Source organism: Streptomyces sp. NPDC048461, from assembly GCF_055587105.1.
In genome coordinates this window covers 19957-44648 of record NZ_JBVJGW010000015.1, presented here as the reverse complement: position 1 = coordinate 44648, position 24692 = coordinate 19957, and the positions used below count along the sequence as shown (strand labels likewise).

General features: G+C 72.8%; 4 protein-coding genes. All 4 read right to left on the bottom strand.

The window, feature by feature from the left end; translation table 11 throughout:
- Window positions 1-16: 16 nt before the first annotated feature.
- Window positions 17-12472, bottom strand: coding sequence for an amino acid adenylation domain-containing protein (locus tag ACZ6S8_RS24690; protein WP_469459128.1), 12456 nt, complete (start codon window positions 12470-12472; stop codon window positions 17-19).
- Window positions 12473-12524: 52 nt separating this feature from the next.
- Window positions 12525-12731, bottom strand: a complete 207-nt coding sequence (locus tag ACZ6S8_RS24685) for an MbtH family protein (RefSeq protein WP_469459126.1) — start codon at window positions 12729-12731, stop codon at window positions 12525-12527.
- 85 nt (window positions 12732-12816) lie between these two features.
- Window positions 12817-23295: an amino acid adenylation domain-containing protein gene (locus ACZ6S8_RS24680; protein ID WP_469459124.1), complete on the bottom strand. Its 10479-nt coding sequence runs from the start codon at window positions 23293-23295 to the stop codon at window positions 12817-12819.
- Window positions 23240-24568, bottom strand: coding sequence for a serine hydrolase domain-containing protein (locus ACZ6S8_RS24675; protein WP_469459122.1), 1329 nt, complete (start codon window positions 24566-24568; stop codon window positions 23240-23242). Before ACZ6S8_RS24675 ends, ACZ6S8_RS24680 begins: the two co-directional genes overlap by 56 nt.
- Between the last annotated feature and the right edge of the window lie 124 nt (window positions 24569-24692).

Below are 24692 nucleotides of genomic sequence, written 5' to 3'. Positions count from 1 at the left end.
ACATCTCTCTTGTCGGTCAGCTGCCGTTGTCGGCGGAGGCGGCGATCTGCCGCAGTGCGGTCAGGTACTCCTCCGCGAGCCGGCGGACGGTGGCGGACGTGTGGGTGGTGGGTGAGTACAGCCAGTCGACGTGCAGTTCGCCGTCGCTGACGGCGGCCACGATGTCGATGAGGTGCGGGCGGGGCTGTTCGGGGGCCTGGTCGGCGCCGAGGCCGTCGAAGCGGTCCCGGATCAGTCCGGTCTCGTTCGCGGCCGCGCCCCACTGGCCCAGGTAGTTGAAGCTGATGCGCGGTGCCGGCGCACCCGCCAGGGCGGTGTGGGCCGGGCTGCCCGGTACGGACAGGTGCCGCAGTGCGCCGTACCCCAGGCCACGGCCGGGGACCTTGCGCAGGGCCCTCTTGACGGCCTTGAGGGCGGGGCCCCAGTCGCCTTCGGGTACGGCCAGGGTGACGGGGTGGATGGTGGTGAACCAGCCGACGGTGCGGGAGAGGTCCAGGTCGTCGAAGAGCTCCTCGCGGCCGTGGCCTTCGAGGGCGATCGTGACCGGTGCCCCGGCCCAGTCGCCGAGGACCCGGCCCAGCGCCGCCAGCAGCACGTCGTTGATCTGCGTGCGGTACGCGGCCGGCACCCGCTGCAGCAGCGCCTCCGTCTCCGCCCGGCCCAGGCCGGCCGACTCGACCGCGAGGTCGCCGTACGTGCCGGATGCCGGGCCGGTGCCGTCGCACGGGATGTCTGCGGCCGCGGAAGCCTTGCGCCAGTAGGCGGTCTCGTGGTCGAGGGCGCCGGAGCGCACGTGCTCGGCGAGCCGCCGCGACCACTCCTGGTAGCTGCTCGACTTGGACCCCAGATCCACCGCGAGCCCCCGCGCCAGCTGACCGTACGCCGTCGCCAGATCCTCCAGCACCACCCGCCACGACACCCCGTCCATCACCAGGTGATGCACGGCCAGGAACAGCCTGGGGGCGGCGCCGTCGGGCATGTGGAGGAAGGCACCCCTCAGCAGGACCCCGGTCTCCGGGTCCAACGCGTGCTGCGCCTCCAGCGCCGCGTCGTGCAGCGCTGCTTCGAGGTCGTCGGCGCCGGTCAGGTCGCGCACGGCGAGCAGGTCGCCGGAGCCGTCTCCGTAGGCCTGGTTCCAGGTGCCGGACCCGTCGCGGGAGTACCGCATGCGCAGGGCGTCGTGATGACCGGTGACCGCGCCGAGCGCCTGCTCCAGCAGGGCGGGCTCGGTCCCGGGGTCCAACGACACGTGCACGGACATCGCGTACTGGCGCGGGTTCGCCGTGTGCGTCTCGAAGAACCAGTGCTGGACGGGCGTCAGTTCCACGTCTCCGGACACTTCGGCCGGCCGGCTCGCGGCCGCGGTCGCGGCGGGGTCGGAATGCGCGACGAAGACCGCCAGTTCCGCGACGCTCTGGTGGACGAACAGCAGCTTGGAGGTGAGTTGCAGACCTGCCTGGCGGGCGCGTGAGATGACCTGGATGGAGAGGATGGAGTCGCCGCCGAGGTCGAAGAAGTTGTCGTGGACGCCGACCCTTTCGACTCCCAGGACCTCCGCCCACACCGCGGCGAGGGCCTCCTCCGTGGCGTCCCGCGGAGCGACGTACACACTCCCGAGCTGCTCGGCCTGCACCTCGGGAGCCGGCAGGGACCGCCGGTCGACCTTCCCGCTCGGCGTCAACGGCAGCCGCTCCAACGACACGAACACCGCCGGAACCATGTAATCCGGCAGACTCCGCCCCAGATGCGCCCGCAGCTCACCCGTCGACACCTCACCGTCGAAGACCACATACGCCACCAGACGCCGGTGCCCCTCGGCACCCTGATGGGCCACGACCACCGTCTCCCGGACCGCCCCGTGCCCCACCAGCACCGTCTCGATCTCACCCAGCTCGATCCGGAACCCCCGGATCTTCACCTGATCATCCGCACGCCCCAGATACTCCAGCGTCCCGTCCGCAAGCCACCTCGCCACATCACCCGAGCGGTACATCCGCTCCCCCGCAGCCCCGAACGGATCCACCGGGAACCGCTCCAACGTCAGCTCCGGACGATGCAGATAGCCACGCGCCACACCACCACCGGCCACATGAATCTCACCCGCCACACCCACCGGCACCGGAACCCCGTGCTCGTCCAGCAACAACACCCGATACCCCGGCAGCGGACGACCCGCCGGAAGCCGGCCACCCCGCGCCACGTGCTCCGCACCGATCTCCTGATACGTCACATGCACGGTCGTCTCCGTGATCCCGTACATGTTCACCAACCGCACCCCACCGGCACCGAACCGCTCGAACCACGTCAACACGTGCTTCGGCTCCAACGCCTCACCACCGAAGATCACCCAGCGGAGTTCGGGGAGCCCCGGGGCGTCCGACTGTGCTGCCTGACCGATGAGTTCGCGGAACATCGACGGGGTCTGGTTGAACACCGTCACCCGTTCCTCGGCCAGCAACTGCCACATCGCTTCCGGACTGCGGGCGGTGTCATGGGGCACGACGACGGCACGGCCACCGGTGATCAGCGCACCCCACAGCTCCCACACCGAGAAGTCGAACGCATACGAATGGAACACCGTCCACACGTCGTCCGCACCGAACCCGAACAACGGCCGGCAGTTCGCCAGCAGATGCAACACCGTCCGGTGCTCGACCGCCACACCCTTCGGACGCCCCGTCGAACCCGACGTATAGATCACATACGCGAGATCAGAGCCCGTCACACCCGTCTCGGGCGGCGACGTGCGACCCTCGCCGCCGTCGAGCGCGACCTCGTCGAGGTCCACCACGGTGACCCCGTGCAGGGCAGGCAGCAGCGCGTCCAGCCCGCGGTGCGTGACGAGCAGGCCCGCACCACTGTCCTCCAGCATGTACGCCAACCGGTCCACCGGATACGCCGGATCCAACGGCACATACGCCGCACCCGACTTCATGATCCCCAGCAGCCCCACCACCATGTCCAGGCCACGCTCCACCGACAACGCCACCAACCCACCCCGACCGGCACCCGAAGACACCAACCGACGAGCCAGCACGTTCGCCCGCTCCTCCAGCTCCCCGTACGTCAACGACACACCCTCGAACGACACCGCCACCGCACCCGGCGACACCACCGCACGCTCCGCAACCAACCCGTGCACCGTCCCCTCCGCGACACCCACACCACCCGTCGCGTTCCACTCGTGCACCACCCGCTCGAACTCCCCCGCCCCCAGCAGGGGAAGGGCCGATACGGCCTGGTCCGGATCGGCCACCACCCCGCGCAGGAGCACTTCCAGGTGCTCGCCGAAGCGTGCGATCGTCGACGCGTCGAAGAGATCACTGCTGTACTCGACCAGCGCGCGGAGGCCGCCCGCGTGCTCCTCGAACTCGATGGTGAGGTCGAACAGCGCGGTGTCCCGCTCCATCGGATAGTCCTCGACCCGCACCCCGCCCAGGTCCGGCTGCATGCCCGGCGCGTTCTGGAGCACGACCATCGCCTGGATCAGCGGCGTACGGCTGGTGTCGCGCTCGGGTTGCAGTGCCTCCACCAGGCGTTCGTACGGCACCTCCTCGTGGGCGAGTGCTTCGAGGACCGTCTCCTTCACCTGGGCCAGCAGGGCGCCGAAGGTCATCCCCGGCTCGACGTGCGAACGCAGGACGACCGTGTTGACGAGGAAGCCGACGAGCTGCGCCAGGTCACCGTGCGCACGGCCCGCCGAGGCGGTGCCGACGGCGATGTCCTGCTGCCCGGTGTAGCGCGCGAAGACCGTCTTGACGGCTGCGGTGAGCGCCATGAAGAGGGACGCGCCCCGCTCGTGCGCCAGTCCCTTGAGCCCGTCCAGCACGGCCGGCGGCAGGTCGAAGCCGTGGACGGCTCCCCTGGAGGAGCGCACTGCCGGACGGGGCCGGTCCGTGGGGAGTTCGAGCGGGGCGATGCCCGCCAGGCGCTCGCGCCACCAGCCGAGCTGCTCCTCCAGCAGGCCGCCGTCCTCCAGCCGCTCGCGCTGCCAGACGGCGAAGTCCGCGTACTGCACGGGGACGTCCGGCAGTTCGGGGGCGCGGCCCGCCGTGCGGGCCGCGTACAGCTCGCTGAGCTCCCGGGCCGCGATGCCCATGGACCATCCGTCCGTCACGATGTGGTGCATTCCGAGGACGCACACGTGCTCGTCGTCCGTCAGGCGTATCAGCAGTGCACGCATGAGCGGGCCGTTGCGCAGGTCGTACGGGCGGGCCAGTTCCTCCTGCGCCAGTCGGCGCAACTGGTCCTCGTCCGCCGCCTCGGCCGTCCGCCACTGCGGTTCGAGAACCGGGTGGACGATCTGGACGCCGCGGTCGCCGACCACGTCGAACGTCGTCCGCAGGGACTCGTGCCGTGCGACCAGAACACCGAGCGCGGCGCGCAGTGCGCCCGGGTCGAGCCGGCCCGTCAGGCGCAGGCCCGCTGCGGAGTGGTACTCGGTACTGCCCTCGTTGAAGTCCTCCAGGAACCAGAGGCGCTGCTGGCCGAACGACATCGGCAGCAGGCCGTCGCGCGGGGCCGGCGGGATCGTGCGGCTCGCCGCCGGCTCCTGCGGGAGGGCGGCGGCCGCCAGCTCGGCGACGGTCGGGGCTTCGAAGAGGAGGCGCGGGGACAGGCCGACGCCCAGGGCCCGACGGGCGCGTGAGATGACCTGGATGGAGAGGATGGAGTCGCCGCCGAGGTCGAAGAAGTTGTCGTGGACGCCGACCCTTTCGACTCCCAGGACCTCCGCCCACACCGCGGCGAGGGCCTCCTCCGTGGCGTCCCGCGGAGCGACGTACACACTCCCGAGCTGCTCGGCCTGCACCTCGGGAGCCGGCAGGGACCGCCGGTCGACCTTCCCGCTCGGCGTCAACGGCAGCCGCTCCAACGACACGAACACCGCCGGAACCATGTAATCCGGCAGACTCCGCCCCAGATGCGCCCGCAGCTCACCCGTCGACACCTCACCGTCGAAGACCACATACGCCACCAGACGCCGATGCCCCTCGACACCCTGATGGGCCACGACCACCGTCTCCCGGACCGCCCCGTGCCCCACCAGCACCGTCTCGATCTCACCCAGCTCGATCCGGAACCCCCGGATCTTCACCTGATCATCCGCACGCCCCAGATACTCCAGCGTCCCGTCCGCAAGCCACCGCGCCACATCACCCGAGCGGTACATCCGCTCCCCCGCAGCCCCGAACGGATCCACCGGGAACCGCTCCAACGTCAGCTCCGGACGATGCAGATAGCCACGCGCCACACCACCACCGGCCACATGAATCTCACCCGCCACACCCACCGGCACCGGAACCCCGTGCTCGTCCAGCAACAACACCCGATACCCCGGCAGCGGACGACCCGCCGGAAGCCGGCCACCCCGCGCCACGTGCTCCGCACCGATCTCCTGATACGTCACATGCACGGTCGTCTCCGTGATCCCGTACATGTTCACCAACCGCACCCCACCGGCACCGAACCGCTCGAACCACGTCAACACGTGCTTCGGCTCCAACGCCTCACCACCGAAGATCACCCAGCGCAGGGCGGGCAACGGATCCGCCGCGGTCTCCGCCGCGGTACCCACCAACTCGCGGAACATCGAAGGCGTCTGGTTGAACACCGTCACCCGCTCGTCGCGGAGCAGGCGCCACATCGCTTCCGGACTGCGGGCGGTGTCATGGGGCACGACGACGGCACGGCCACCGGTGATCAGCGCACCCCACAGCTCCCACACCGAGAAGTCGAACGCATACGAATGGAACACCGTCCACACGTCGTCCGCACCGAACCCGAACAACGGCCGGCAGTTCGCCAGCAGATGCAACACCGTCCGGTGCTCGACCGCCACACCCTTCGGACGCCCCGTCGAACCCGACGTATAGATCACATACGCGAGATCGGAAGCCGTCACACCCGTCTCGGGCGCCGATGCCGAAGGGGTGTCGGCACCGGTCTGCGCCTCGTCGTCGAGGTCCACCACGACGACCCCGTCCAAGGCGGGGAACATCTTGTGCAGCCCGCGGTGCGTGACGAGCAGGCCCGCACCACTGTCCTCCAGCATGTACGCCAACCGGTCCACCGGATACGCCGGATCCAACGGCACATACGCCGCACCCGACTTCATGATCCCCAGCAGCCCCACCACCATGTCCAGACCACGCTCCACCGACAACGCCACCAACCCACCCCGACCGGCACCCGAAGACACCAACCGACGAGCCAGCACGTTCGCCCGCTCCTCCAACTCCCCGTACGTCAACGACACACCCTCGAACGACACCGCCACCGCACCCGGCGACACCACCGCACGCTTCGCAACCAACCCGTGCACCGTCCCCTCCGCGACACCCACACCACCCGTCGCGTTCCACTCGTGCACCACCCGCTCGAACTCCCCCGCCCCCAGCATCGGGACCGAGGAGACGGACCGGTCCGGATCGCTCGCCATGCCGTCGAGCAGTGCGCCGAGGTGGCCGGCCATGCGCTCGATGGTGGTGGCGTCGAACAGCTCGGGGTCGTAGGCGAGTGCGTACGCCAGCGCGTCCCCGGCGTAGGCCACCAGGTTCAGCGGGAAGTTGGTGACGTCGGCGCCCTCCAGGCCGTGCAGCCGCACCGCGTCGGCGTCCCCGTCGGTGTCGCGGGCTCCGTCCGCGGGGAAGTTCTCGAAGGCCACGAGGCTTTCGAACAGGTTGGTGCCGCGCTCGATCCCGCTCCAGCCCTGGATCTGCGGCAGCGGTACGTACTCGTACTGCCGTGCCTCCACCTGCGCCTGCTGCACCCCGGCCAGCCAGGCGGCCACGGGCAGCTCCCCGTCGATCCCGATGTGCACCGGCAGGGTGTTGATGAGCATGCCGACCATCGCGTCGGCTCCGGGCAGATCGGCGGGACGGCCGGAGACCGTGGCGCCGAACACGACGTCCCGCTCGCCGGAGTAGCGCGACAGCAGGAGGGCCCACGCGCCCTGGACGACGGCGTTCACCGTCAGCCGGTGGGCCCGGGCGAAGGCGTACAGCCGATCGGAGGCTTCGGCGCTCAGCCAGGTCACCAGCCGTTCGGAGGACTGCGCGCGGTGGGTCTCGGCCGGACGGCGGTCGAAGGGCAGCGACGTCGGCTCCGTCACCCCGCCCAGCAGGCCGCGCCAGTACTGCTCGGCCTGGGTGAGGTCCTGGCGCCCGAGCCACTCCACGTACGCGCTGAACGGGCGCCGGGCGGGCAGTACGGGCGTCCCGCCGGCCGCGAGGGCCCGGTAGGCGGTGGCGAGCTCGTCGAGCATCTGGAAGGTGCTCCAGCCGTCGAGCAGGACGTGGTGGGAGGTCCGCACGACCCGTACCGACGTGTCCGACAGCCGTACCAGGGCGAGCCGGACCAGCGGCGCCGCCGACAGGTCGATGCCGCGGGCCCGGTCCTCGGCCAGGTACCGCTCCAGCTCCGCCGCCCGGGCCTCCGCGGACAGCCCGCGCCAGTCCAGGTGGACGACGGGCAGGGCGGTGCGGCGGTGGACGACGAGCAGGGGCCGGTCGACCTGCTCCCACAGGACGGCGGCGCGCAGGATCTCCAGGTGGTCGCTCACGTGCTGCCAGGCGCGTTCCAGCAGGTCCGGGTCGCGCACTCCGTCGAGGACGAAGCTCATCTGCTCGAAGTAGGCTCCGGAGTCCGGTTCGGCGAGGGTGTGGAAGAGCATGCCGCTCTGCATGGGCGTGAGCGGGTACACGTCCTCCACCGCCCGCCCGTCACCGGCGATGCGGTCGACGGCCGCCTGGTCCAGCCCCGCGAGCGGGAAGTCCGACGGGGTGGCCCCACCGCTCTCCGGGAGCAGGCAGTGCGCGATCAGGGAACGCAGCGCGGCCACGAACCCGTCGGCGAGGCGCTCCACCGTCGCGGTGGCGAAGAGCTCGCCGGAGAAGATCCAGGTGAAGCCGAGGCTCCCGTCTTCGACCATGCCGACGACGTCGAGGAGGTACGGGCGGGGCTCGTCCTCGGCGTGGTCGAGGCCCAGCGCACCGAGGCGGTCGCGGATCAGGCCGCTGTCGCTGGTGGTGCCGTCCCACTGACCGAGGTAGTTGAAGCTGATCTGCGGCAGCCGGTCGGTGCGCAGTGCGTGCCCCGGCGTTCCCGGGGGTGAGAGGAAGCGCAGGGCGTCGTACGCCAGGCCGCGGGTCGGGACGGCCCGGAGCTGCTCCTTGACGGACTTGACGGTCTCGTCCCAGGCGCCGCCGTCCGGCAGGTCGAGGGCGACGGGGAAGTGGGTGGTGAACCAGCCGACGGTACGGGAGAGGTCGACGTCGTCGAAGAGCTCCTCGCGGCCGTGGCCCTCCAGGCCGACGACGAGGCGGTGGGAGCCGCTCCACTCGGCGAGGGTACGGCCCAGGGCGCTGACCAGGACGTCGTTGATCTGGGTGCGGTAGACGGACGGGACCTGCTGGAGGAGGGCCCTGGTGTCGGCGCGGCCGAGCCGGACCTCGACGGTCCGCTCGTGCGCGGTGGTGTTCTCGCCGGCCGGGTGGTCGACGGGCAGGGCCGGGGCGTTGTTCGGGTCGACGGCCCGCCAGTGGTCGATCTCGTGGTCGAAGCCGCCGGAGCGGACGTGCTCGGCGAGCCGCTGCGACCATTCCTGGTAGCTGCTCGACTTGGGCCCCAGGTCGACGGGGCGCCCGGCCCGGAGCTGGCCGTAGGCGGTCGCCAGGTCCTCCAGCACCACCCGCCACGACACCCCGTCCATGACGATGTGGTGGACGGCGAGGAAGAGGCGGGGGGCGGCTCCGGCGGCCGGCCGGAGGAAGACGCCCTTGACCAGGGTGCCGCTCGCGAGGTCCAGGGACCGCTGGGCATCGAGGGCTGCCGCGTGGAGGGCGGCGTCGGTGTCCGCGGTGTCCGTCAGGTCCTGTACGGAGAAGGCTCCCGCGGGCCGGTCTCCGTACTCCTGAACCCAGTCGGCGCCGCTGCGGGTGTACCGCATGCGCAGGGCGTCGTGGTGGTCGGTGACCGCCTCGAAGGCCCGCTCCAGCAGGCCGCTGTCCGTGTCCGGTGCCAGCTCGACCTGGACGGACATCGCGTAGTGGTCCGGGTCGACGGTGTGCTCGGCGAGGAACCAGGCCTGGATGGGCGTCAGTTCGGCGCGGCCGGCGACCGTCGCGGGTTCGGTGCGGACGGGCCGGCCGACGGCGGTGACCACGGTGGAGAGGGCGGCGATGGTCTGGTGCAGGAAGAGCTGCTTCGAGGTGAGCTGCAGGCCCGCCTGGCGGGCGCGCGAGACGACCTGGATGGACAGGATGGAGTCCCCGCCCAGGTCGAAGATGTTGTCGTGCACGCCGACCCGTTCGACGCCCAGGACCTCCGCCCAGACGGCGGCCAGGATCTCCTCGGTGGCGTCGCGCGGCGCCGTGTACTCGGTGCCGAGCCGTCCGGCCCGGGCGTCCGGTTCCGGCAGGGCGCGCCGGTCGAGCTTGCCGTTCGGCGTCAGGGGCAGCCGGTCGAGGGCGACGAACACCGCCGGGACCATGTAGTCCGGCAGCATCCCGCTCAGGTGACCGCGCAGTCCGGCGGTGTCGGGCACGGCATCGCCGGCCGCGCCGGTGCCTTCGCCGGTGCCTTCGCCGGCTGCCGCGGGGGTCGTCTCGGTGACCACGTACGCCACCAGCCGCCGCCGGCCGGAGTCCTCCTGCCGGGCCAGCACCACGGCGTCCCGCACGTCCGGGTGGGTGAGGAGGGCGGATTCGACCTCGGCCAGTTCGATGCGGAAGCCGCGGATCTTCACCTGGTCGTCGGCGCGCCCGAGGAACTCCAGGTCTCCGGAGGCGAGCAGGCGGGCCCGGTCGCCGGTCCGGTAGAGGCGGTCACCGGCGACGAAGGGGCTGGGGCGGAACCGCTCGGCGGTGAGGTCGTCGCGGCCGTGGTAGCCGCGCCCGACGCCCTCGCCGCCGATCCAGATCTCGCCGGGGACGCCGACCGGGACGGCGTTCATCCGGGCGTCCAGGACGTACACCCGGGTGTCGGGCAGGGGGCGGCCGATCGGCACGTAGGTGCGGCCGTGCAGGGCGGCTTCGGTGGGTACGAAGACGGTCGAGTCGACGGTGGCCTCCGTTCCGCCGTACGCGTTGACGACCACGGCGTCGTGCCGGATCTGGCGCAGCAGGTCGCGGCAGTCCTCGACCCGCCAGCCCTCGGAGCCGACGGAGATCAGCCGCAGCGGCGGGAAGCCCTCACCGCGTCGCTCGACCTCCCGGAGGACGGCGTTGAGCAGCGACGGAACGATCTCCAGGCCGGTCGCGCCGGTCTCCGCGACGAGGTCGAGCAGGGCGGCCGGTTCGGTGGTCACGTCCTTCGAGGCGATGACCAGGGCGCCGCCGAAGGGCAGGGACCGGATGAGGTCGGCGAAGAACAGGTCGACGGAGAGGCTGGAGACGGACAGGAAGCGCAGTTTCAGCTCGGCGAGCCCGTAGCGCTCGTCCCACGCGGCGCAGATGTGCCGTACGTTGCGGTGCTCGACCGCGACGCCCTTGGGGTTGCCGGTGGAGCCCGAGGTGTAGATGACGTAGGCGAGGTCCTGCGCGGTGACTGCGGTCCTCGGGGCCTCGGCCGGCAGGCCCGCGATGAGGTCCGCTTCCGCGTCCAGGTCCACGAGGCGGACGTCGCCGGAGGGCATCCGGTCGCGGACGGCGGACCGGGTGACGACCAGCCGTGCGCCGGACTGTTCGAGCATGAAGGCGATGCGGTCGGCGGGGAAGGCCGGGTCGAGCGGTACGTACGCGGCGCCCGACTTGAGGATGCCGAGCAGGCCGACGGCCATGGCGGTGCCCCGTTCGACGCCGAGGCCGACGAGGGAGCCCGGGCCCGCCCCCAGGGAGATCAGGTGACGGGCGAGGCGGTTGGCGCGCTCGTCCAGCTCACGGTGGGTCAAGGTGGCGTCGTCGGCGATGACGGCGACCGCGTCGGGCGTGAGGGCCGCCTGCGCGGCGAGGCGCTCGTGGACGAGCGCGCCGTCGCCCGCGGGGAGCGCGGTCGCGTTCCAGTCGGTCACGATCCGCCGGCGCTCCTCCGAAGGCAGGAGAGGCAGTGCGGACACGGGACTGTCGGGGTCGGCGAGCGCCGCGTCGAGCAGGACGCGCAGGGCGTCGGCCATGCGGGCGACGGTGTCCTCGTCGAACAGGTCGGTGCTGTATTCGATCAGGCCGGCGAGGACGCCGTCGTGTTCCTCGAACTCGAAGGTGACGTCGAAGAGGGAGGCGTCGCGCTCGAGCGGGTAGGCGGAGGTTCGCGCGCCGGTCAACTGCAGGGCGTCGGAAGGGGTGTTCTGCAGGACGACCATGGCCTGGACGAGTGCGGTGCGGCTGGGGTCGCGTTCGGGCTGGACGGCTTCGACGATCTTGTCGAAGGGGATGTCCTCGTGAGCGAACGCGTCGAGGACGGTGTCCTTGACGCGCTGGAGCAGCTGGGCGAAGGACAGGTCGGGCTCGACCTGTGTCCGCAGGACGACGGTGTTGACCACGAAACCGACGAGCTGTTCCAGCTCGCGGTGGCTCCGCGCCGCGGACGAGGTGCCGACCGCGATGTCCTGCCGTCCCGACCATCCGGCGAGGACGGCCTTGACGGCTGCCGTGAGGACCATGAAGGGGGTGGCGCCGCGTTCGCGGGCCAGCCCGGTCAGGCCCTCGACGGTCTCCCGCGGCAGTTCGAAGGCGTGGACGGCGCCGGCGGACGAGCGCACGGCGGGCCGGGGCCGGTCGGTGGGAAGCTCCAGCGGGGTGATGCCGTCAAGATGCTTCCGCCACCAGCCGAGCTGCTCCTCCAGCAGGCCGCCGTCCTCCAGGCGACCGCGCTGCCACACGGCGAAGTCCGGGTACTGCACGGCGGGTCCGGGAAGGTCCGCCGGGCGTCCCTGGACCCGCGCCGCGTAGAGCTCGCCCAGTTCGCGGGCGACGACCCCCATGGACCAGCCGTCCGTCACGATGTGGTGCATGCCCAGGACGAACACGTGCTCGTCCGCGGCGAGCCGTACGAGCAGGACCCGCACCAGGGGGCCGCGCGCGAGGTCGTACGGTCGGGCCATCTCCGCCCGTACGAGCTCCCGCGCCGCCTCCTCGCCGTCGGCGTCGGCCGCCGACCAGCCGGGGGCCCGCTCCGCGTGGACGACCTGGACGCCCCGCCCGTCCCGCGTCTCGAAGGTCGTGCGCAGGGACTCGTGGCGTGCCACCAGGTCTGCGACCGCCGCGCGGAGGGCACCGGCGTGCAACTCGCCGGTGATCCGCAGGGGCAGCGCCGAGTGGTAGTCGGCGCTCTCCGGCTCGAAGTCCTCCAGGAACCACAGGCGCTGCTGTCCGAAGGACAGCGGCAGTCCGTCCCCGCGCGGGACGGCGGGGACCAGCGGCCGGGCGGCGGCCGCGGGGGCGGCCTCGGCCCGGCCGGAGAGGCGCTCGGCGAGCGCCTCCCGCAGCCGGTCGGGAAGGGCGGCTATCCGGTCCGCGCGGGAAGACGGCGTGTTCATGTGGAGATCCCCCAGAGAGTGCAGGTGAGCGGGTCGAAGCGGCGGGCCGGAGTCAGCCGTTGGCGGCGATGAGGCTCTGCGGTCGCATGTCGGTCCAGTGGGCTTCGACGTACGCGAGGCACTCCTCGCGGGGACGGTCGGCGAGGGCGGTGTGCCAGCCGGCCGGCACGGCGGTGGCCGCGGGCCACAGCGAGTGCTGGCCCTCGTCGTTCACGAGGACGCTGTACGAACGGTCGGACCGCTCGAAGGGGTTGGACATGGCGGTGCCTTTCGGGGTGGGGGTGTGTGCCCTGCGCCGGGGAGGGCGAGGGGGAGGAAGGCGGTGGGAGGGGTCGGCGGCGCCGTCAGGAGGTGGCGGCCGCGGCCGCCTCCAGCTCGGCCAGGACGAGCTCCTCGACACCGTGGGCGGTGTCGGCGACCGTGGGCCGGTCGAAGAGGTCGCGCGGGGAGAGGGCCGTGCCGAAGAGGGCGTTGATCCGCGAGGCCGCGCGCAGTGCGAGCAGCGAGTCGCCGCCCAGGGCGAAGAAGTCGTCGTGGACGCCGATCCGTTCGGCGCCGAGGAGTTCCTGCCAGACCTCCGCGATCAGTTCCTCGGTGGCGGTGGCCGGGGGCTCGTACGCCGTGCCCGTCGCCACCCGCTCCGCTCCGGCCGGCAGCGCCCGCCGGTCGACCTTGCCGTTCGCGGTCAGGGGCAGTGCCTCCAGGACGGTGAAGGCGGCGGGCAGCATGTGGTCGGGCAGTGACGCGGACAGGTGCCTGCGCAGCGCCGCGGTGTCCGGGAGCGTCGCACCGCTGGCCACGACCACATGGGCGATCAGGACCGTACGTCCGCCCTCGGTGTGCGGGACGACCGCCGCGTCGCCGACCGCCGGGTGGGCGGTCAGGGCCGCCTCGACCTCACCCGTCTCGACGCGGAAGCCGCGGATCTTGACCTGGCCGTCGCCGCGGCCGAGGAACTCCAGGGTGCCGTCGGCCCGCCAGGCCACCAGGTCGCCCGAGCGGTACATCCGCTCGCCCGGCTCGCCGTAGGGGTCCGCCGTGAACCGCTCGGCCGTCAGTCCCGGCCGTCCGAGGTAGCCGCGGGCCAGGCCCGCCCCGGCGATGTACAGCTCACCGGGGACGCCCACCGGGGCGGGTGCCAGCCCCTCCGTCAGGACGTAGGCGCGGGTGTTGGCCAGCGGCGCGCCGAGCGGAACCGGACCGTCGCAGGCCGCGGCGCGCAGGTCGTGGGTGGTGGTGAAGGTGGTCGCCTCGGTCGGACCGTATCCGTTCGTCAGACGCAGCCCGGGGTGGGCGTCCAGGACGCGCCGGCAGTGCTCCGGGGAGAGCCGGTCGCCGCCCGCGACGAGCTGCCGCAGCCCGCTGAAGGCGCTGATGTCGTCGTCGGCGACCTGGTGGAAGAGGCCCGCCGTCAGCCACAGGTGGCTGACCTCGCGCTCCTTGAGGAAGGTGCCGAGGGCTTCGGCCGTGGGCAGTCCGGCGGGGTGGACGGCGAGCCGTGCGCCCCTCAGGAGCGCCGCCCACACCTCGAAGGTCGAGGCGTCGAAGGAGAGGGAGGCGAACTGCGCCACGGTGTCGCCGGGGGCGATGTCGGTGTAGGCCGTCTCGTGGACCAGTCGGACGACGGCCCGGTGCGTGGTCAGGACGCCCTTCGGGTTCCCGGTGGACCCGGAGGTGTACATGACGTACGCCAGGTGGTCGGGCAGTACGCCGGGCGCCGGGTCGTGGGTGGGGCGCGCGGCGATCCGGTCGGCGTCCAGGGTCAGGTCGACGATCCGTACGGGTGCGGACGGCAGCCGCCCCCGCAGTCCGTCCTCCGTGATCAGCAGGTCCACGCCCGCGTCGCCGATCAGGTACGCCAGCCGGTCGGCCGGGTGGTCCGGGTCGAGGGGGACGTAGGCAGCGCCGGCCTTGAGGACGGCCAGCAGCGCCGTGACGGCGTGGGGGCCGCGTTCCAGGCACAGGCCCACCCGCTGCTCCCGGCCGGCGCCGAGGGCCAGCAGGTGGTGGGCGAGCCGGTTCGCCCGCTCGTCCAGCTCCCGGTAGGTGAGCAGCCCGTCGGTGTGGACGAGGGCCGGGGCGTCGGGGTGCTCGGCGGCCCGTGCCGCGAACAGCTCCGGCAGGGAGGCGTGCGGCAGCGGGGCGGACGTGTCGTTCCACGTCCGTACGGTCAGTGCGGCCTCGGCGTCGGTGAGCATGGACAGGCCTGCCACCTGCTGGTCCGCGCCGCTCGCCGCGATGCCCGCGAGCAGGGCCTCCAGGTGTCCGCAGAGCCGGGTGACGGTCTCCTCGTCGTACAGGTCGGCGTCGTAGGCCAGCGTGTACGTCAGGTCGTCGCCGGCGTAGGCGATCAGGTTGAGCGCGTAGTTGGTGGCCGCGGTGCCCTCCAGGCCGCTCAGGCGCAGCCCGTGGGCGGCGGCGGCCTCCTCGTCCGCGGGGTAGTTCTCGAAGACGACGAGGCTGCGGAAGAGTCCGCCGCCCCGCTCGGCGGCGCTCCATCCCTGGATCTGCGGCAGGGGAACGTACTCGTACTGCCGCGCCTCGACCTGGGCTCGCTGTACGTCGGCCAGCCAGTCGGCGACGGTGGCCGCCCCGTCGATGCGCACCCGCACCGGCAGGGTGTTGATCAGCATGCCGGTCATCGTGTCGACTCCGGCCAGTTCGGTCGGGCGGCCCGAGACCGTCGCGCCGAACACGACGTCCCGCTCCCCGGCGTGCCGGGCCAGGAGCAGGGCCCAGGCCCCCTGGAGCACGGTGTTGACGGTGACCCGGTGCTTGCGGGCGAAGGCGAACAGCTCCCGCGAGGCGTCCGGGGTCAGGCTGCGGGCGAGCCGGCCGGTGGAGCGGGTCCGGTGGTCGGCGCTCGCGGTGCGGACGGCGGGCAGCGGGGTCGCGCCGGCGAAGCCGGAGAGCAGTTCCCGCCAGTACGACTCGGCTTCGGCGAGGTCCTGGCGCTCCAGCCACTCGACGTAGGCGGAGAAGGGACGGCGGGCCGGGAGGACGGGGTGCTCGCCGGCTGCGAGCGCGGCGTGGGCCGCGTAGGTCCGCGCCAGCACGTCGAAGGTGGACCAGCCGTCCAGCAGGACGTGGTGGAAGGCGCAGACGAGGCGGACGGTGCTGTCGGAGAGCCGGATCAGGGTCAGCCGCATGAGCGGCGCGGTGGTCAGGTCCAGGGCCCGCTGACGGTCCTCGGCCAGGAAGCGGCGTACGGCCTGCTCCTGTTCGGCGGCGGGCCGGGTGCGCCAGTCGAGGTGGGTGACGGGGATCTCGGCCCGGCGGTCGACGACCATCAGGGGGCGTTCGGTGTCCTGCCACACCAGCGAGGCGCGGAGCACCTCGGTGTGGTCGGCGACGTGCTGCCAGGCGGCGGCGAGGAGTTCGGGGTCGCGGACCCCGTCGAGGACGAACGTCATCTGCTCGACGTACGCGCCGGGTTCGGCGAGGGTGTGGAAGAGCATGCCGCTCTGCATGGGCGTGAGCGGGTACACGTCCTCCACCGCCCGCCCGTCACCGGCGATGCGGTCGACGGCCGCCTGGTCCAGCCCGGCGAGCGGGAAGTCCGACGGGGTGGCCCCACCGCTCTCCGGGAGCAGGCAGTGCGCGATCAGGGAACGCAGCGCGGCCACGAACCCGTCGGCGAGGCGCTCCACCGTCGCGGTGGCGTGGGTGGCGGGCGAGTGGATCCAGTCGATGCGCAGTTCGCCGTCGCTGACGGCGGCCACGATGTCGATGAGGTGCGGGCGGGGCTGTTCGGGGGCCTGGTCGGCGCCGAGTGCGTCCAGCCGGGCGCGGACCAGGCCGCTGTGGCTGGTGGTGCCGTCCCACTGGCCGAGGTAGTTGAAGCTGACCGCGGGCTGCGGGGCGCCGGCGAGTGCGGTGCGGGCGGGGCTGCCGGGCTCGGACAGGTGGCGCAGGGCGCCGTATCCGAGGCCTCGGGCCGGGATCGACCGCAGGTGCTCCTTCAGGGCCTTGAGGGCGGGGCCCCAGTCGCCTTCGGGTACGGCCAGGGTGACGGGGTGGATGGTGGTGAACCAGCCGACGGTGCGGGAGAGGTCCAGGTCGTCGAAGAGCTCCTCGCGGCCGTGGCCTTCGAGGGCGATCGTGACCGGTGCCCCGGCCCAGTCGCCGAGCACCCGGCCCAGCGCCGCCAGCAGCACGTCGTTGATCTGCGTGCGGTACGCGGCCGGTACCCGCTGCAGCAGCGCCTCCGTCTCCGCCCGGCCCAGCCGTACGGAGGCGGTGGCCGTGGTGCCGAAGGTGTTGGGGGCGCCGTCGGTGTCGCGGGGGACGTCCCGGACGGCCTCGGACACGGTCCGCCAGTGGGCGGTCTCGTGGTCGAGGGCGCCGGAGCGCACGTGCTCGGCGAGCCGCCGCGACCACTCCTGGTAGCTGCTCGACTTGGACCCCAGATCCACCGCGAGCCCCCGCGCCAGCTGACCGTACGCCGTCGCCAGATCCTCCAGCACCACCCGCCACGACACCCCGTCCATCACCAGGTGATGCACGGCCAGGAACAGCCTGGGAGCCCGGGTTCCGCCGAGCCGGAAGAACAGGCCCTTGACGAGGGCGCCCGTCTCCAGGTCCAGGGAGCGCTGGGCCGCCAGCGCGGCCTCGCCGAGCGCACGCTCCCGCTCCTCGTCCGCGACGGCGGACAGGTCGTGTACGGAGAACAGGCCGGCCGGGCGGTCGCCGTACTCCTGGACCCGGCGGGAGCCGTCGTGCGTGAACCGCATGCGCAGCGCGTCGTGGTGGTCGACCAGTGCGGTCAGGGCGCGGTCCAGCAGGGCGGTGTCGGCGTCGGGTGCGAGCTCGACCTGCACGGACATGCCGTAGTGGTCGGGGTTCACGGTGTGCTCGTCGAAGAACCACCGCTGGATGGGGGTGGTCCCGACCTGGCCGGAGACGTCGGCGGGTTCCCGGCCGGCGGCCCGGTCGGCCGTGGTGACGACCCCGGCGAGGGCGGCGACGCTCTGGTGGACGAACAGCAGCTTGGAGGTCATCAGGAGGCCGGCCTGGCGGGCCCTGGATACCACCTGGATCGACAGGATGGAGTCGCCGCCCAGATCGAAGAAGTTGTCGTGGACGCCGACCCTGGCGACGCCGAGGACCTCGGCCCAGATGGCGGACAGCGTCTCCTCGGTCGCGTCGCGCGGCGCCGTGTACTCGGTGCCGAGGGCGCCGTCCTGGAGGACGGGCGCCGGGAGCGCGCGCCGGTCCACCTTGCCGCTGGGGGTCAGCGGGAGGCGCTCCAGCGGCATGAAGACCGCGGGGACCATGTACTCCGGCAGGGATCCGGCCAGATGGCTCCGGAGCTCGCCGGTGGTCGGCTCGCCGTCGGCCACGAGGTGGGCGACCAGCCGCTTGCGGCCGCTGTCGTCCTGGTGGACCACGACGACGGCGTCCCGTACCTGCGGGTGGCGGGCCAGCGCGGTCTCGATCTCGCCGAGTTCGATGCGGAAGCCGCGCAGCTTGACCTGGTCGTCGGCGCGCCCGAGGTATTCCAGGCTGCCGTCGGCACGGCGCCGTCCGACGTCGCCGGAGCGGTACATGCGCTCGCCGGGGGCGCCGTACGGGTCGGCGGTGAAGCGCTCGGCGGTCAGTCCGGCCCGGCCGTGGTAGCCGCGGGCCAGGTGCGGGCCGGCGATGTACAGCTCGCCGGGCACGCCGACGGGCACCGGCTGGAGGGCGGCGTCCAGGACGTGGATGCGGGTGTGGGGCAGCGGGGTGCCGATGGGCGGCACCGCACCGCCGGAGAGCGGGGCGCTCATCGCGGCGACGACGGTGCTCTCGGTCGGGCCGTAGGCGTTGATCATCCGGCGGTCCGCGGACCAGCGGGCCACCAGGTCTCCCGTACTGGCCTCGCCGCCGACGACCAGGGTGCGCAGGTCGTCCAGGCCTTCGGGCACGAGGGTGGCCACGGCGGAGGGGGCGAGCAGGGTGTGGGTGATCCGGCGCTCCCGCAGGAAGGTCTGCAGTGCCTCGCCGACGACGGGGCCGTGCGGCGGCAGGACCAGGGTGGCGCCCGCGGGCAGGGCCATCAGGACTTCCATGACGGCGCCGTCGAAGGAGGCGGAGGCGAACTGCAGCACGCGGCTGTCCTCGGTCACCTCCAGCCGGTCGATCTCCGCGGCGGCCAGGTTGCCGATGCCGCTGTGGGGCACCAGGACCCCCTTGGGGGTTCCGGTCGAGCCCGAGGTGTAGATGACGTACGCCAGGTCCCCGGGGTGCAGCGCCACCTGCGGGACGGTCGGGGGCCGGCCGGCGAGCAGGTCGCGGTCCGCCGCGAGGTCCACGACGACGGCGTCGGTCCGCGGCAGCCCGGGCAGCAGCTCGGTGCGGGTGACGACGATCCGGGCACCGGAGTCGCGGAGCATGAAGTCGAGCCGGTCGGCCGGGTAGTTGGGGTCGAGCGGCAGATAGGCGGCGCCCGACTTCATGATGCCCAGGAGACCGACGATCATCTCGGCCCCGCGCTCGACGCACAGGCCGACGAACTCCCCCGGCCCGGCGCCGTGGGCGATCAGGTGGTGGGCGAGGCGGTTGGCACGCTCGTCGAGCTCGCGGTAGCCGAGCACGGTGTGCGCGTCCTCCACGGCCGGTGCGTCGGGTCGGCGGCGCGCCTGGGCCTCGACGAGCTGGGGGAAGGTGCCCTCCAGGGCGGCCGACCGGGGGCCCTGCCCGTCCCGTACCGCCTGCCTGAACTCGTCCTCGGTCAGCAGGGGCAGCGCGGACAGGGCCCGGTCGGGCGCGGCCACGACGGCGAGCAGCAGGGTGTTGAGGTGGCCGCCGAACCGGGCGAGGGTGGCCTCGTCGAACAGGGCGGTGCTGTAGCCGACCCGGGCGTCGATGCCGTCGCCGGTCTCGAAGAACTCGACGGTCAGGTCGAAGGGCGCGGCCTCGCGGTGCACCGGGTAGTCGGCGACGCGGACGCCCGGCAGGCGCAGCGCGCCGTCCGGGGCGTTCTGCAGGACGACCATGGCCTGGACGATCGGTGTGCGGCTGGTGTCGCGCTCGGTGCGCAGTGCGGTGGCGAGGCGTTCGAAGGGGACGTCCTCGTGGGCGAAGGCGTCGAGGACGGTCTCCTTGACCTGGCCCAGGAGCTGCTCGAAGGAGGCGTCGGGTTCGATGCGGGAGCGGAGCACGACCGTGTTGACGAGGAAGCCGACGAGGTGTTCCAGGTCCCGGTGGCCGCGGCCTGCGGAGGCGGTGCCGACGGCGATGTCCTGCTGGCCGCTGTAGCGGGCGAAGACGGTCTTGACGGCCGCGGTCAGGGCCATGAAGAGGGTCGCGCCGTGTTCCCGGGCGAGCTCCTTCAGGGCGGTGGCGGTGGCGGCGGGTATCCGGAACCCGTGGACCGCTCCGGCGGAGGAGCGCACGGCCGGCCGGGGACGGTCGGTGGGCAGCTCCAGCGGGGTGATGCCGTCGAGGCGCTCCCGCCACCAGCCGAGCTGCTTGTCCAGCAGGCCGCCGTCCTCCAGCCGGCCGCGCTGCCAGGCGGCGAAGTCGGGGTACTGGACGGCGGGTTCGGGGAGGTCCGCCGGGCGTCCCTGGACGCGGGACGTGTAGAGCTCGCCGAGTTCGCGGGTCACGATGCCGGTGGACCAGCCGTCGGTGGCGATGTGGTGCATGCCGATCACGCACACGTGCTCGTCGTCGGCGAGCCGTACGAGGAGGATGCGGACCAGGGGGCCCGCCTGGAGGTCGTAGGGGCGGGCGGTCTCGGCGCGCACCAGCTCCCGCAGCCGGGCCTCGCGCTGTTCCCCGGCGGTCCGCGTGAGGTCGGCGGTCGTCCACTGCGGCGCCGACTCGGGCCGGACGACCTGGACTCCGCGGCCGCCCACGGCGCCGAAGGTGGTGCGCAGCGACTCGTGGCGGGCCGTCAGGTCGAGGGCCGCGGCGCGCAGGGCCCCGGGGTCGATCACGCCGGTCAGGCGGAGGCCCACGGCGGTGTGGTACTCGGCGCTGCCGGGGTCGAAGTCCTCCAGGAACCAGAGGCGCTGCTGGCCGAAGGACATCGGCAGTGCGCCGTCGCGGGGGGCCGTGGGGATCGGCGCATCCTCGAAGGACTCCTCGGGGGCGACGGAGGCGGCGAGCAGGGCGATGGTGGGGGTGTCGAACAGGACGCGGGGGGACAGCTTGATGCCGAGGGCCTGGCGCATCCGTGAGACGGCGCGGACGGAGAGGATCGAGTTGCCGCCCAGGGCGAAGAAGTCGTCGTGCACCCCGATGTCGCCGAGGCCCAGGACCTCGGACCAGACGCCCGCGATGGTCTCCTCGACCGGGTTGCGCGGCAGGGCCCGGTCGGTGTCGGCGGTGGCCGCGCCGGGGTCGGGCAGGGCCTTGCGGTCCACCTTGCCGTTCGGGGTCAGCGGGAGGGTGTCGAGGACGACGATGGCCGAGGGGACCATGTGGTCGGGCAGGGTGGCGGCCAGGTGGGCGCGCAGGTCACCGGGGGCCGGGCGGCGTCCGGCGGCGGGCGAGACGTAGGCCAGCAGGTTGGTGTTGCGGGTGAGGACCACGACCTGGGCGGTGTCCGGGTGGAGCGCCAGCGCGCTCTCGATCTCGCCCAGCTCGATGCGGAAGCCGCGGACCTTGACCTGGTCGTCGGCCCGGCCCAGGTACTCCAGGGTCCCGTCGGCCTTCCAGCGGGCGATGTCGCCGGAGCGGTACATGCGCTCGCCCGGGGCGCCGTACGGGTTGGCGGTGAACCGCTCGGCCGTGAGGCCGGGGCGGCCGTGGTAGCCGCGGGCGAGGCCGATGCCCGCGATGTACAGCTCGCCCCGGACTCCCGCGGGGACCGGCTCCAGGGCCTCGTCGAGGACGTAGATCCGGAAGTTGGCGATCGGGGTGCCGATCGGCGGTACGGTGGCGCCGCTGAGCGGGGCGCTCATGGTCGCGCAGACGGTGCTCTCGGTCGGACCGTAGGCGTTCACCATCCGGCGGCCGCGGGACCAGCGGTCCACCAGGTCTCCCGTGCTCGCCTCGCCGGCGACGATCAGCGTCGCGTCGGCGGGCAGGCCCCGGCCGTCGGGCAGGACGGCGACGGTCGCCGGGGTCAAGGTGGCGTGGGTGACACCGTGTTCGGCGGCGTAGGCCGCGAGCGGCTCGCCCGGGGCGAGGGTCTCCTTGGTGCCCATCACCAGTGCTGCGCCCGTCAGCAGGCCCATGCAGACTTCCCAGAACGCCGCGTCGAAACTGGCGGACGCGAACTGCAGGACGCGGCTGTCGGGCGTGACGTCGAAGGCCTCGGCCTGGACGGCGGCGAGGTTCCCGATGCCTGCGTGGGAGACCAGTACGCCCTTGGGGCGGCCGGTGGAGCCCGAGGTGTAGATGGCGTAGGCGAGGTCCTCGGGGGCCGGGGTCACGTCCGGGGCGGTGGCGGAGGCCGCCTCCAGGACGGCCCGGTCCGCGGTGAGGTCGAGGAGGGCGGCCGCGGTGGCGGGCAGCCGGTCGCGCAGTTGGCTCTGGGTGACGACGATCCGGGTGCCGGAGTCCTCCAGCATGTAGGCGAGCCGGTCGGCCGGGTAGGCGGGGTCCAGCGGCAGGTAGGCCGCACCCGCCTTCATGATGCCGAGCAGCCCCGCGGCCATGGCGGCGCCGCGCTCCACGCACAGGCCGATCAGCTGGTCCCGTCCGGCGCCGAGTCCGATGAGCCGGTGGGCGATCCGGTTGGCCCTGCGGTCCAGCTCGCGGTAGCTGACCGGGCCGTCCTCGTCGATGACGGCGATGGCATCGGGGCGGGCCTCGGCCCGGGCGGCGAAGAGTTCCGGGAAGGAGGCGGTCGGAACCTGCCGTGACGTGTCGTTCCAGTCCCGCACCACCTGCTCGAACTCGGCACCGGTGATCATCGGCAGGGCGGACACCGGTCGGGAGGGGTCGGCGCCGGCCCCGGCCAGAAGGACGGCGAGATGACCGGCGAGACGGTTCGCGGTGCTCCCGTCGAAGAGGGCGGTGCTGTGGCGCACGCGGATGCGGCGCTCGGCCAGGGAGACCTCGACCGACAGGTCGAGCGGGTCGAACTGTCCGTGCTGTTCGTCGAGTTCGTCCGTCGCGGCGACCATGGCCTGGATGAAGGGCGTGGTACTGGTGTCCCGCTGGGGAGCGAGCGCTTCCACGAGGTCCGCCAGCGACAGGCCGTCGTCGGCGAGTGCTTCGCGTTCGCCGCGGACCACGTTGCGCAGCAACTCCTCGAAGGCGGCCGTCGCGTCGACCGCGGTCCGCAGGACCACGGTGTGCCCGGTGCGCGGCGATACGACACCGAACGCGATGTCCTCCTGCCCCGAGTAGCGGGTGAGCACCGCGGTGACGGCGGCGGCCAGTACCGCCGACGGCGTGGCCCCGGCGTCCGCCGCGAGCCCGGTCAGAGCGGCCGCGGCGGCTTCGGGAAGTTCCCTCTCGCAGGCCGCGGTGGCGGTCGAGCGGATGACCGGGCGCGGTCGGTCGGCCGGCAGTTCGAGGGGGGCGACACCCTCCAGCCGGTTCCGCCAGCGCTCCACCCGGTGGTGGAGACCCTGGTTTTCCGACACGTCGGCGCGAGCCACGTTGTACCTCCAGAAAGGGGTGGCTTCGGGACGTGGAGATGCCGTGGGGGCAGCCCGGAAGCCGGCAAGGGGATGCGGAGCGGGAACGAGGGGCGGCGGGCGGGCCCGGGGTCGGGGCGCCGCCGCCGCGGCTCGTGGTGATGCCGTCGCGGCGGTGGTACCGGCCGCGCGGTGGGGGTGGGGACGCGCGAGGGAGCGCGCGGAAGCCTGCGGGTCGTGAGGGGCGTCAGGCAGCGGCCGCGCGCCGGGCGGAGCGTCCGCCGAGCTGCATGAGGGCCGCACCGCCGGTGGCGGGATCGATGACGAACCGGCCCGTGTACGGGGCTTCGTCGGCGTCCAGGCGCCGGGCGGTGAACACGAGCTGGTCGTGCAGGGTCATGGCGGCCACCAGGCCGGTGCCGTCGGACAGGCGCAGACCCGTCCCGCCCTCGGTGTCGTCCCGGCGGACGGAGAAGCGGGTGTCCCCGTTGCGGTACTCCCCCAGCAGGTTGCCGGGCGTGCCGGCGGACGGGGTGCCCGCCGCCGCGGCGGCGGGGACGTGCGGCCGGTAGTCGCCGACGGGCACGCCCAGCGCGCGCAGCTCGTCCACGACGTCGGCCCACATCAGGGTGCCGGCCGTGGAGTTGGTGGTCAGGGCCACGGCGGTCCCGGTCGGCCGGTGGAAGCGGACGTGGGCCGTTCCGCCGTCGACGGTGCCGTCGTGCCCCAGCCAGTCGCCCTCCGGGGAGGAGTAGTGGGCCAGCCCCAGTCCCCAGCCGTCGGCCATGCCGAAGGCTTCGGCGGCGGGTACGCGGGTGTGCATCGCGGCACGCAGGTCCGCGTCCAGCAGCTCCCCGGCGGCGGGGTGGGTTCCCAAGTGCAGCCGGGCAAAGGCGAGGAGGTCGCCCGCGCTGCCGGCGAGCCCGCCGGCCGGAGCCCAACTGTGCGGGAGGAACAGCCCGACGGGCTGCGCCGTCCCCTGCCCGGGCCGGACGACGTGGCAGGTGGCGGACTCCCGGGCGGCGGATTTCCCGCCGGCCAGGAACGACGGCTCGATGCCGAGCGGGCGGAGCAGCAGATGGTCCACCGCTTCCTGCCACTTCATGTCGGTGACCGACTCCACGACCCGGCCCAGGATGTTGTATCCGGAATTCGAGTACGAGAAGCAGACACCGGGTTCGTGCAGCGGAGCCGTGGCCGCGACGCTCGACGAATAGCGCGCGAGCGAGGACTCCTCGACATTGTCGAGCTCGTGGTCCGCGACGAGTCCGGCGGTGTGGCTCAGCAGATGCCGCAAGGTGATGGCGGACATCGATTCGTCGGCCGCGCCGTCGAACTCCGCCAGGTATTCGCCCACCGGATCGTCCAGGTCCAGTTCGCCTTCGGATACGAGCTGGCCCACGACCGTCGCGGTGAACGCCTTGGTCACGGAGCCGTAGGCGAAGGCCGTGGCGGCCGTCACCGGCTCCGCCGTGCCGGAGTGCACCACTCCGACGGCCTCTGACCAGCTACGGCCCGCTTGGTGGACGGCGAGCTGCGCGCCCGGTACCACGTGGCCGTGTGCGAGTTCACGCAATCGATCGGCCGGAAAGTGCCCTTCCATTGTCTCCCCCGTCATTGAGCGCCTTCGGTACGGGTAGCCGCACCCCATGGGGTGCGGCTACCCGTACCCCCACATCCTCGGTCACTCGATCGAGGAA

Bases quoted from the DNA above. Each gene is read 5' to 3' on its own strand.
- ACZ6S8_RS24690 (WP_469459128.1), bottom strand. From the start codon at position 12,472: ATGAACACGCCGTCTTCCCGCGCGGACCGGATAGCCGCCCTTCCCGAC.
- ACZ6S8_RS24685 (WP_469459126.1), bottom strand. From the start codon at position 12,731: ATGTCCAACCCCTTCGAGCGGTCCGACCGTTCGTACAGCGTCCTCGTG.